Annotated in this window: 8 protein-coding genes; 1 reads left to right on the forward strand and 7 read right to left on the reverse strand. The window is 31.5% G+C overall.

Features of this window, described 5'->3' with window-relative positions; all coding sequences use genetic code 11:
- Positions 1-382: 382 nt before the first annotated feature.
- From norB to KI230_RS07185, 6 genes are all read right to left on the reverse strand, one after another.
- Entirely contained in the window at positions 383-1,774 is a 1,392-nt protein-coding gene (gene norB, locus KI230_RS07160; RefSeq protein ID WP_000414685.1) for a multidrug efflux MFS transporter NorB, read from the reverse strand.
- Between the two features lie 156 nt (positions 1,775-1,930).
- Positions 1,931-3,253, reverse strand: a complete 1,323-nt coding sequence (locus KI230_RS07165; RefSeq protein ID WP_000064778.1) for an APC family permease — start codon at positions 3,251-3,253, stop codon at positions 1,931-1,933.
- A gap of 30 nt (positions 3,254-3,283) precedes the next feature.
- Complete coding sequence (tdcB, locus tag KI230_RS07170) at positions 3,284-4,324, reverse strand: bifunctional threonine ammonia-lyase/L-serine ammonia-lyase TdcB (RefSeq protein ID WP_000210828.1); 1,041 nt, start codon at positions 4,322-4,324, stop codon at positions 3,284-3,286.
- Between the two features lie 94 nt (positions 4,325-4,418).
- On the reverse strand, positions 4,419-5,537 hold the full coding sequence (ald, locus tag KI230_RS07175) for an alanine dehydrogenase (protein WP_045173285.1): 1,119 nt from the start codon (positions 5,535-5,537) through the stop codon (positions 4,419-4,421).
- Positions 5,538-6,012: 475 nt separating this feature from the next.
- Positions 6,013-6,891: a 5'-3' exonuclease gene (locus KI230_RS07180; protein ID WP_001133025.1), complete on the reverse strand. Its 879-nt coding sequence runs from the start codon at positions 6,889-6,891 to the stop codon at positions 6,013-6,015.
- 19 nt (positions 6,892-6,910) lie between these two features.
- A complete protein-coding gene (locus KI230_RS07185) occupies positions 6,911-10,351 on the reverse strand; it encodes a dynamin family protein (protein ID WP_045177471.1) in 3,441 nt (1,146 codons plus the stop codon).
- Positions 10,352-10,654: 303 nt separating this feature from the next.
- Between KI230_RS07185 and KI230_RS07190 the strand changes: the two genes are divergently transcribed.
- Complete coding sequence (locus tag KI230_RS07190) at positions 10,655-11,995, forward strand: PepSY-associated TM helix domain-containing protein (protein ID WP_000798991.1); 1,341 nt, start codon at positions 10,655-10,657, stop codon at positions 11,993-11,995.
- A gap of 205 nt (positions 11,996-12,200) precedes the next feature.
- On the opposite strand, the gene KI230_RS07195 is transcribed toward KI230_RS07190, so the two are convergent.
- Positions 12,201-12,533 (reverse strand): DUF4889 domain-containing protein, encoded by a 333-nt coding sequence (locus tag KI230_RS07195; RefSeq protein WP_000516795.1) that lies wholly within the window; start codon positions 12,531-12,533, stop codon positions 12,201-12,203.
- Positions 12,534-12,561: the final 28 nt, after the last annotated feature.

Genomic DNA, 12,561 nt, shown 5'->3' on the forward strand with positions numbered 1-12,561 from the left:
CTTATCTTGTTGTTATGTCTCTGTTGTGTTGTGAATGTATTTACTTTTGATTGCTTGTGTATTGTAATGCTCATTCCATTCTCATTTAAAAATTTAAAACGATGACGATTCAATACAATTTCGCAATCTATCCAAAAAGTATTGAAACACATTACAACTATGTGTTGAACAATTTATTTATGCTCCAGAATATAACAACACAAAATATATTGTAAGGTAAATTGAATTTGTGACAATTTATAATAATTATAAATAAAGTAGCGTAAAAGAGTAATAAAAAACCAATCCCTATGTTCATTTAAAATAATGACACATAAGAATCGGTTTATATTTTTGTTTAATATTGTAGCGACTTGTATGATTTCAATTTAATTCTCAATTATCATAATTGAGTGTCGTTTTGTTTAGGCACAAGTAACAAAATGATAACGAATGATAATATTCCCATACCTGCATTTAACCATAATGCAATCATTGCACCTGTATAAATGTTTGTCATATTTGATACGATTGCATATACTGCACCACTCAATGCGACGCCAAATGCTCCACCTAATGCAGAAGCCATTTTATAGATACCTGCAGCAACGCCTACTTTTTCTAACGGTGCATTTGCAATTGCTGTATCTGTTGATGGTGTAGCATATATCCCTAGTCCTAAACCAAAGAATAAATAACCTATAATACAACAAATGACATAGAATATTTCTGGCAAGAAAGTTAATGAAATGAGACATTCTCCGACAATAAGAACTCCTGTTCCAATTAACATTGGTTTCTTGCATCCGAGTGTTTGAAGTAACTTTTCACCAACACGAATCATAATTAGTACCATTACTAAATAAGTGATTGATAAACTTCCTGCTTGCAATGAAGAATATCCTAAACCTCTTTGAACAAATGTGTTGGCTACTATTAATGTTCCTGCAACACCATTTAACAAAAAGTTTGAAGCTGTTGCACCTGTGTAAGCTTTATTTTTAAATAATTTAAAATCGATTAAAGGATTTGTAGCACGCTTTTCAAGAACTATAAATAAACTAAAAGATCCAATTGCAATAGCTAATAAAGTAATAAAAAGAAGTGAGGTTACACCTAATTCTGATCCTTTAGTAATTAAAATATTTAAACTGAGGAGCATAATGACTAAAAGAACCAGACCTTTAATGTCAAATTTATTTAGAGAAATCGATTTAGATTTAGTTTCAGGTGTGCCTTTAATAAGAAACAGTGCAATTAATGAAATTATAATTGATAGGATGAAAATCCAACGCCAACCTAAAAGCGTTGCAACTGCACCTCCAAAAAATGAACAAACACCAGAGCCGCCCCATGAGCCAATTGACCAATAACTTAAAGCGCGTTGTCTATCTTTCCCAATGTAATATGACTTAATAATAGACAAAGTTGCAGGCATAATACATGCTGCTGAAAGTCCTTGAATTAATCTTCCTATAATAAGTAATAAAGGAATATTTGAAATAATGATTAATAATGAACCTAATATATTTAAGATAATACCAATGTTCGTGAGTTTAATTCTGCCATATTTATCAGCAAGACCACCTGCTCCTACTACAAACATTCCTGAAAATAAAGCAGTTATACTAACGGCGATATTAACCGTTCCAATATCTGTATTGAAACTATCTTCAAGTATTGGTACAACATTAACCAATGATTGTGCAAATAGCCAAAACGTTATTACACTTAGAACAATTCCTATTAACAACTTATTATTGCCTTCAAATGCCTCTCTTGACGGCTTTTCCATCTCTATTTGCCTCCCTATACTTTTGAAAAACAGACAAATTCCATAACAGAAATTTGTCTGTTCCATAGAATAATTGAATGGTTTTTGATTTTAATGTGTAAAACTTTAAATTTATTAGTAGTCCATCCATTTATTCTCAATGCTAGTTATCTTACCTTATGCTGCTTTTTGTTTCTTTTTATAGTAATAAACTGGTATACCAAGTGCTGTTATTAGAATTCCAATGATTGCTAATATAAATTGTGTAAACAGTGTATTAATTAATACAAATGATCCTGCCAAAATAGCAATTAAAGGTATGATCGGATATAACGGTACTTTATATGGTCGTTCCATATTTGGTTCACGTTTTCTTAAAATTATTACCGCAACAAATGACATACAATAGAACAACCAAATAACAAAGATTAACATATTTGTAATCGTATCAAATGCTCCCATTGACATCATGATGATAGCGATTATAAGTTGTATAATTGCGCCAAACCATGGTGCGCCAGATTTTGTTAATTTTGCGAATAAGTGGCTAAATGGCAATAATTTTCTTTCAGCCATTGCATATGGTACGCGCATACCAGTCATAGTATAGCCATTGATCGTACCATAAACAGAAATTAATATACCGATTGTAATAATCTTACCGCCATTTTCACCAAATAATATTTTTGATGTATCTGAAGCTGCATTTAAATTACCAGCAAGTAGTTCTATTGGCAACGTTAATAAGAATGTAGCGTTAATTAATAAATACACAGCCATAATACAACCGATACCAACTGAAATCGCTAAAGGTAAATCGCGTTTAGGATTTTTAAGTTCCCCCGCAACATTTCCTACATGAATCCAACCATCATAAGCAAACATAGTTGCTAATAAACCACTACCAATTGCTGTAAAGAAACCATTTCCTGAATTACCTGTAGTTGGAATTAATGAAAAAGTGATATCTCCAGATTGAAAAATACCAAAAATTACAATAACGATGATTGGAATCAGTTTAATTACTAAAGTAACTGATTGTAAAATTCCGCCTGCTTTTGAACCTAGGAAATTTATCAACACAATAGATAACGCAGATGCGATTGCTATTGGTATTAACGAACCTATAGATAAATGGAATAAATTAATTAGCTGTGTCGCAAATACGATAGACAATGCTGCTACGTTAGCTGGAAAATAAATAAATGATTGCGCCCAACCTGATAGGAAGCCCCAGAAATCACCGTATGTATATTCTATATACTTCGTTAAGCCACCTGTTTCAGGGATTGCAGCAGCAAGTTCTGCTGCTGTTAACCCCGCACAAATGGTAATGATGCCGCCTAGGAACCATACAAACAAGGCCATTCCTGCTGTTCCTGTTACTTCTGTTACGTTTGATATTTTAAAGAATACTCCTGAACCAATAACTGTCCCCATAACAATAGCAAACGCTGAGAAGAAACCTATATTTTTTTGTAATTCTTTACCATTTGACATAATTACACCTCATTTTTAAGATTAAATGTTTTAACCTACCACACCCTTGCTTGTATCTGCAATATTCAGTCCATGTTCAATGACACCTGAAACTCTAGTTAAGTCAACATTCCCGCCTGAAACTAAAGCAACAACATTTTTATCTTCAAGCCATTTATTGTTTATTTTTCCACTTAAAATTGCAGCTGTTGGTAATGCGCCTGCACCTTCAGTAATAATTTTGGCACGCTGCATTAAATCTTTCATAGCATGTTCAATCTCTTCTTCAGTAACAAGAATAAACTCATCTACTAAATGTTTAACTACTTCATATGTTTGTTCACCAGGAACTTTTACATCACAACCATCTGCTATTGTGCTATCCACTCGATGTTCAGTTAAATCTCTCTTATAGAAAGACTCAGCCATACCATGAACATTCTCAGATTGAACACCGATAATATGAATTGAAGGGTTAAATGATTTTAATGCGGTGGCAATACCTGCAATTAATCCTCCACCGCCAACTGGTACGATGACTGTATTCACATTCCAAATATCATCTAAAATTTCTAAACCAATTGTTCCTTGGCCTGCCATTACAAACTTATCGTCATATGGATGAACGATTGTCATGCCATTTTCTTTCGCTAATTCTTCCATATAAAGTCTAGTTTCGTTAAAGTTTTTACCTTTTAAAATAACCTTTGCCCCATAGCCTTTTGTTGCTTGTTGTTTCGCTTGTGGTGCTGTTTCAGGCATTACAATCGTTGCATCAATGCCTAATAATTTAGCTGTTAAAGCAACACCTTGTGCATGGTTCCCAGCAGATGCTGCGATAATGCCTTTTTCTTTTTGTTCATCTGTTAAGTGATTAATTTTATTGCTAGCGCCTCTAAATTTAAAAGATCCTGTGAATTGCATATTTTCTAATTTTAGAAATACATTCCCTTTAGTTATACTTTGGCTTAAATACATTGATTTAATTAGAGGTGTTCGACGAATAAATGGTTTAATGCTTGCTTTAGCTTCTTCGATATCTCCTAAACTTACAATATGTGCTGTTTGTAATGTAACTGTGTTGGTTGTCATAATAATTACATCCTTCCGTTTTATAAATTTTTAGTCCAAACTATAATGCTATATTTAAAATATTCATTTCACTCAATTTCATTTAAATTATTATCTATTCGATAACATTTAATATTTCTTTATAATCTAGGTCATGTGATGAAGCTAATCCTTGATTTGTCACTTGTCCTTGGTAAATGTTTACACCAGTACTTAAGGCTTCATTATCTTTAATTGCTTGTTCTAAGCCTTTGTCACAAATTTCTAATATATAATCAATATTTCCTTGTGCTAATGCCATTGTTGAAGTTCTTGGGACTGCTCCTGGTTGGTTTGGTACACCATAATGAATCACACCTTCTTCTTCATACACTGGATCAGAAATTGTAGTTGGTCTAATTGTTTCAATAGTTCCACCTTGGTCAATAGCTATATCGATTAATACTGAACCTTTTTTCATTGATTTAACCATCTCACGAGTAACCAATTTTGGCGGTTTCGCACCAGGAATTAAAATTGTAGAAATAAATACATCTGCTTTTTTAATTTGTTCTGCTAAATTTTCTGGTGTTGATTTGACTACTGTGACATCTTTTTCTGAATACATATCTTCAAGATATTTAATGCGGTCATCGTTTAACTCGATAATGATTACTTTAGCATTTAGTCCCAAGGCAACATTTGCTGCATTTGTTGCTGCTACTCCACCACCGAAAATCACATATGTACTACCAGGTATATCCACATTTTCATGTACACCAGTCACTAAAGTACCTTGACCACCATGTTGTGCTTCAGAGTAGTAAGCTCCCATAATTGCTGAGCGTTGACCTGCTATAGCACTCATTGGCGCTAATAATTCTGCTTTTCCATTTTTTATAATGGTTTCACCACTAATCGCAGTTACACCAACTTCTTGCATTTTTTCTACTATTTCTTTTGAAGATGCTAAATGTAAAAATCCCCAGATAATTTGATTCTTTTTGAAATATTGATATTCGCTTTCATGAGGTTCTTTTACTTTGATAACAAGATCAGCTTCCCATGCTTGTTCATGAGTTACGATCTTAGCGCCTTCTTTTTCATACATATCGTTAGAAAATCCTGAACCAATGCCAGCATTTTTTTCAACAATTACTTTATGTCCTGCATCCGTTAACTTACGCACATTTTCGGGTGTGCAAGCTACACGTCCTTCACCTTGTTTTAATTCTTTGACTACTGCAACTAACATTTGCAACACTCCTCTTTCATTTGTGAATAATTTCACAATTATTTTATCCTTTGGTTATGAATATGTAAATACCATTAATTAATTATTCATATTTTATCTATAATTTGTTAATAAATATTTAATATATTATTCTTATTCTTAAATATTATGTGCAATTATACCACTATATTTATTTCTTATACTCCATTTGATTTATAGTTGTATTAATACATTGACTCAAAAACTAATTAATCAAATATGTTTTTTAGATTAATAAAGTTGTAACTGTACTATTTTGTAGTGTATGGTAATTTATTTGGATGAAATATAATTCTGTAAACTCTATTGATTAATCAAATATGTATCTATCAAAATTCGGCTTATTTATTCACTCTGACATATCCAAATACGCAAAAAGACTATTTCTACCTTGTATCGATAGAAATAGTCTTTTTATACTTAATTGGTTTAATTTTTCATAAAATTTTATACTTTTTTAAAAATGGGATGAAATATATTTTCCTGAAACATGTAATTCATGTTCGTTACAAATTGATAAAATATGATTAAGTGTTGTTGCAAATGACATTTTCTCAAAAAGCGATTCACTATCAATTGGTACTTGTGTGTGAATTTCAGCAAGTCGCTTCGATAAATATAGTTCATCTAAATTGTCATTTATCTTATTACGTTGACCAGCTGATAATGCATCAATGTTTTCAACCACATTTTCAACGCTTTGATATTGCTGAATTAACTTAATAGCCGTTTTCTCTCCAATACCTTTAACACCCGCATATCCATCTGCTGTATCACCCATAAACGCTTTAATATCGATTAGTTGTTGTGGTTCAAGGGCATATTCTTTGTTAAAACGATGTAATGTATATCTATTATAAATGTTAAAACCTTTTTTAATTAGCCAAACTTCAACATTGTCATTAATACATTGCAGTAAATCTTTGTCGCCCGTAATAATATAGACATCGTTATCAGTTGAATATTGTTGTGCTAATGTACCTATAACATCATCCGCTTCATAGTTTTTAACGCCAATATTTACAAAGCCAAATTGCTCTGAAATTTCTTTAACATAATCAAATTGTGGTATCAATTCTTCTGGTGGTGCAGAACGATTTTGCTTATAACCATCAAACATATCATTTCTAAAAGTTGATTGTCCCATATCCCAACATACAGCTACATGTGTAGGGCGTATTTCATGTATTGCCGAAAAGATATGACGCACAAATCCTTGTATTCCATTTGTAGGTACACCTTGTGAATTGTACATAAATTGTTTATGAAGACTTGTAGCATAGAAATGTCTAAATAATAGCGCCATACCATCTACAAGTAATATTTTATTAGGCATTTAAAACGTTCCTTCTTTCTTAATATAAAATAGTTTTCAGTTGTTGATGTTTATCTTTCAATTGATTGATAAGTGTTGTATCTAAATCAAATGCTAATAAATCGTTTATTTGCGTTTGAATATTAGCTTCAAAACTTTCAAATTGCGATTCAGCTTCTACAGCCATTTGCTTTACATATAATTCAAGCTGTTGCCTCAATAATCCCATTTGTGGTTGTAATAATCCTAACGTACTTTGACAAATTGATTCATGTATATCTCTTTGCCCATTTGGATTCAAAATTTTACGTTTTGTTAATTGTTTAGGCAATGCATTTAGCATATCATTGAAATCGATGTGCAATAATGGTTGCTCTATATTAGCTGATTCAAAGTTAAACTGAGGATTAACAATGACATGTAAATCTGCTAATTGTTGAACGATTGGTGCAATTTGCTCAATGAGTTGCTTATTAAAGTATTTTTTTATACGTTCTGTAATTAAAGATTGCTCTAAAAACAATCGTTGATGAATTTGATCTAAGTATACTTTCGTAGACACTTTCTTTTCTTCATTAAAATCACTATTTTGCGTCATTTGAGAATTAAACACTGATTTAACATCGTCAAGTAGTTGTAATTTTAAACGTGCATTTAAATGATAAACTTGTTCTTCAACTTCGTTGTCTGTATGTTGTAGCGTCGCATCAATTAATTGATGTTGTAAACGCTGTTTATCTTTATAATCTGTTAACCTTTGTTGGCGACGTGAAATATCAGCTTTATTTGTTTCAAATTCTGTAATCATCTCTACATAAGAACGATCCATTTGTTGAAGCTGATGAATCATTTGTTGTTCTAAAATTGATTTAGATTCAACATCAACAAATTGTTGTATGCTTTGTTTTAATTGATCAATGCCCTTATCTTCAGCTTGCAATGCATTTCGACTTGATACAGCAAAAATGTCTGATTGTAAGTGTACTTGTCTTAATGCATCTGATACATATGTTTCAACTGCTTCAAGATCATCTTGACTTTCTGCTAAATCAGCAGCATTAATTACCATTTTAAATGCTTGGTTTTCATTCAACTGGTTCATATCTTTCATGTGTTCTATAAACGCTTTGTCATTATCAGTAAATGAATGATTAAAATAACTTACATACAATATTAAGTCTGAAGAAGTTAAAATTTGTTCGGTTTCATTTGTATGCCTTTGGTTATTTGAGTGTAGCCCTAATGAATCAACAATTATTTTACCTTTTAACCAATCATGCATTAATGCAATGTGTACTGTCTTAACAAATGTTGCATATTCATCTTCTGCACTCCACTTTTTCAATTCCTGTTGATTAATGGCATGTTTTTCTCCATTTTCCAACATATTGACATACAATTTATAATGTTTTTCAACTGCCTGAATAAAAGCGAGTTGATTTTTATTTAAATGTGATTTTAACTTTTCTAAATCCCAATTAATAAATTCTTCTATAGTTGAAAAAGATATATCTTGGTATTCAACTACTGCATTAATTTCATCTAATAATTGCGATTGTGATTTTAGCGTTATATAACTCTCGTCTCCATAAGATATTTCTGTAGTAGCTGCTGTAGTAGGATTTGGAGAACTCACTAAAATATGCTCGCCTAATAATGCATTTATCAAACTACTTTTACCCGCACTAAATGTTCCAAATACACCTATTTTTATTAATTTATTATCTATACGTGTTAATGTTTCGTGGATATCTTGCTTTGTACGCTTGAACAAAGGCACATCCGAAATTATATCAAGCGCTTTTTGAATATCTATAGACATATTTGTTGTAGCTGTATTTTGATTTAGCTGCTGATTATCACGATTATCCTGAGCATTATCAGTAGCCACTTGATATGTTGTCTCTTGTCGACCTATTAATTTATCTAGAGATTCATCTAAATGAATATAGTAGTGACGATAATTCTTAGTCGTCAATGACTGACGCAGCTCATTTAATTCTGTATAACGTTGATATTCTTTTAAATCATCACTTTCTTCTGTTGGTAATTCATCTGCCTGCACATTTTCTATTATTTCTTTAAAAATTGGTGTTGATTGTTGTTCAACATATTTCTTAATGGCTTTAACCACTTCGTCTGAAAATGTAAGTACATAAGTATTGCTGATTGATGTTTGTGGTTGATATAAATCTTCAATCATTTCCGGCTTAACGTCATAATGCTGATTTAATACTTTATCTGAAGCTTCTTTTTTATTGATAAAACGCGTTACAAATGACATATCTTCTCGCATTGGTTGACGAATTTGTTGATTAACATGTTCTTGTAACGCATCTGTCGCTGTTAATAATCGCTGTTGTTGAATTTGTAGCTTTTTCTTCTTTTTATTAAAAAACCCACCAACATTAAAGTCTTGAGACATACTTTCCAAATAACTTCGTAACATTTCTCTCATATTATGCGGCATAATGTATGCATTTTCTAAAATATTTTTACGCTTATTCTTTAAAAATGCCATTAATTCATCTGGATTATTTAAAAGTTGTGCCTCTTCACTAATTGCTTGATGTTGTTGACTATTTAAAAATGCTTGTTCAAACTCCGCTTCTTCGATACCTAAATCTTCTAGTACTTCCTGAATTTCAGACTGAATGTAATCTAGCTGAGCTTCGGTAATGTATTCAACCGTTCTTGATGTATAATCCTCTATTGTCCCTCTATGTTGATCTAATGAAATTAGATAACTTGATAATACTTCAAGTTCATTTTCAGGGTGATCAAATTTAGATACATAAAAGGTGCGTTCTAATTTAATGCCCCAATCTGCAATTGATTTTTCAACTCGTGATTTAAACGTAGAGAATGACAATTCATCGTCTTGATGCTTGTCAATTTGATTAATGATAAACACAACAGGTATTCCAACATCATTTATATGCTTCATAAACTTAAAGTTAAGTTCAGATTGAACGTGGTTATAGTCAACCGTATAAAATATCATATTACTTGTATACATATATTGTTCTGTTATTGACTGATGTGATGCAACATTTGAATCAACACCTGGTGTATCTTGCAACGTAAACCCATTTTCAAATTTAGCTGATTGAAAATTAATTTCTACAGATTCAACGTCGACATTTTGGCGATTCATTTCCCTTACTTCATCATAATTAGATAATTTGGCATACGTTTGATTCGGCAAATTAGCAATAATATCGTGATTGTCTGAAACTGACACAATAGCAGTATTACTTGTCGTTGGTACAGGTGAACTTGGTAAGATATCTTGTTCAATTAATAAATTTATCAGTGTCGATTTACCTGCAGAAAAATGTCCAACGAACGAACATGTATATTGCTGCAAATATACTTTCTTAATTACTTGGTTAATTGTATGTAAAAGTGCTTCATTTCGCGACTTTTCAACTTCTTTTTTTAATTTATATAAAAGATCTAATTGTTCTTTATTAATCATGTTACTTTCCCCTTTGGTTCGTTCACATAGAAATGCTTGCTTGTTAAAACGAATTCATACAATATCGATGTCCATTTAAACATAGATCGTTAAATGGCTCGCATTGTATTATGTTTAAATTTTATCATAGCTGCTTGATAAAACATACGAATAATCAATTTTCTTCAAACATTCCAACTTAAAAGTTCATATTTCTAAAAATCACAAATCATCGTTAAATTTTTCTAGAAAATAAATATTGTCACAGTTTGTTCACACACGTCACAGAATTGACACCGTATAATAGCCAATTGGGAGGGAAATATGAAAAATACATTTAATCCATTACAAAGATTACATTTCTATGCAGCAATATTTATTGCTCCACTGTTAATCACTTTAACCATTTCGGGCATTGGTTACTTGTTCTTTCCAGAAGTTGAAAATAATATTTATAAGAATGAGTTTTTTGGTGACAGTGATGTAAAAACGCATCAAACATTAAATGATGCAGTACATCAAGTTGAACAACAATATGAAGGATTCTTTGTAAGTAAAGTTAGCATACTTGATGAACCATATAACAAACGAATTACACTGAGTGATATGGTAGGAAATCAACGTTACGTCTTTCTAGATCATAACAATCAATTTGTTGCAGATCAAAATGCGAAACATACGTATTCTAATGTGATGCGAAGTATACATAGTTCTTTGTTTACTGAAAATACTATTATTAATTATTTAGTAGAGTTAACCGCATGTTGGACGATATTCATGATTTTATCTGGTACTTATTTACTCATTAAGAAGCATTTAATTTCTAACAAAAGTAAGGCACTTCGTTGGCAAAAGTGGCACGCAATGATTGGAGTTATCATTGCAATTCCAGTATTTGTATTAGTTTTAACTGGATTGCCATGGTCTGGTTTTATGGGCAGTAAAATTGCCGGTATGATGGACACAAACGGTGACCTTGGTCAAGGTGAATTAGCGATTAATCCACCTAAATCAGATTTGAACGAATTACCTTGGGCTACACGTAAAAATAAACAGCCAGCTTCATCCGAAAAAGGTTCAAGTGGTCATCATGGTAATGCAGCAATGCCTCAAACCAAATTAGATTATCAAATATCTATTGATAAGGTCGTTGAACAGGCGCAAAAATCTGGTATTAAAAAGCCGTTTTCAATCGTATATCCAAGTGATAAAAATGGTGCCTTTATTGTATCTAATACTAGTAATTCAGGTGTTACTGGGCTAGATGTATCACCTTACAAGGAACAAACACTTTATTTCGATCAATATAGCGGTAAAAAGCTAGGTACGATTAAATATGATGACTACGGTATTATTGCTAAATGGTTTACATGGGGCATTCCGCTTCACGAAGGTCATTTATTCGGCATTTTAAATAAAATCATTAATTTATTTGTATGTATCGCTTTATTAGTAGCCATTGGCATGGGGTTTGTCTCTTGGATAAAGCGTACAAAAAATACTGCAGTAAAAGTACCACATCGCGTAAAAAAACCAGCATCTATATCACTCATAATATGTTTAATTGTATTAGGATTATTAATGCCATTATTTGGATTATCACTTATCCTTGTATTTATAATTGAATTAATATTATATATTAAAGATCGTCGTGCTAAACAATAATGCACTTAAAGTTTTGAACTGACGAAATTTACAAAATGATTCTCGTCTCTCTAATTACTTAAAACGGGTTCTATAATAAATCGTACTGATGGAAAGTTTTTACTTTTTATCTGTCAGATTTTTTGAATTTGAAGATAAAAAAGCATCTAAAACGCATAAGAAGATAACTCTACTTCTTCAAAATTACGTTATAGATGCTTTTTTATTAATTCATATGCATGTCGTGAATTTTCATCATTAAACCGTGTGGGACGTCATCATGTTTAACAATCTCTTGTTTATAAAATGTCTTCCCATCATCTTTAGAAACTAATTTTACAAAGTCTCCTTTTTTCGGCTTGAAATCATTAGATGGTTCTACTTTGATATTATGTTTGACTAATCCATCTTTTTCACTGACAACTTTTTCTGCATTTGTATTACTATTCATATAACCAAAATAAGTCGTTTTTTGACTAGAAAAAATCATTAAACATACAACGGCAATACCAATAACAATCAATGCAATAGATAAACCTAGACCCATTTTTTTACCCATTTATAGACTCCTCCATTTTTCAAAAATA

This window comes from Staphylococcus sp. MZ3, assembly GCF_018622755.1.
In the GTDB taxonomy this organism is placed as follows: Bacteria; Bacillota; Bacilli; order Staphylococcales; family Staphylococcaceae; genus Staphylococcus; species Staphylococcus aureus.

What these genes read in the sequence shown, in the direction of transcription:
- norB (WP_000414685.1), bottom strand. Translation starts at nt 1,774, where the DNA reads ATGGAAAAGCCGTCAAGAGAGGCATTTGAAGGCAATAATAAGTTGTTA.
- KI230_RS07165 (WP_000064778.1), bottom strand. Translation starts at nt 3,253, where the DNA reads ATGTCAAATGGTAAAGAATTACAAAAAAATATAGGTTTCTTCTCAGCG.
- tdcB (WP_000210828.1), bottom strand. Translation starts at nt 4,324, where the DNA reads ATGACAACCAACACAGTTACATTACAAACAGCACATATTGTAAGTTTA.
- ald (WP_045173285.1), bottom strand. Translation starts at nt 5,537, where the DNA reads ATGTTAGTTGCAGTAGTCAAAGAATTAAAACAAGGTGAAGGACGTGTA.
- KI230_RS07180 (WP_001133025.1), bottom strand. Translation starts at nt 6,891, where the DNA reads ATGCCTAATAAAATATTACTTGTAGATGGTATGGCGCTATTATTTAGA.
- KI230_RS07185 (WP_045177471.1), bottom strand. Translation starts at nt 10,351, where the DNA reads ATGATTAATAAAGAACAATTAGATCTTTTATATAAATTAAAAAAAGAA.
- KI230_RS07190 (WP_000798991.1), top strand. Translation starts at nt 10,655, where the DNA reads ATGAAAAATACATTTAATCCATTACAAAGATTACATTTCTATGCAGCA.
- KI230_RS07195 (WP_000516795.1), bottom strand. Translation starts at nt 12,533, where the DNA reads ATGGGTAAAAAAATGGGTCTAGGTTTATCTATTGCATTGATTGTTATT.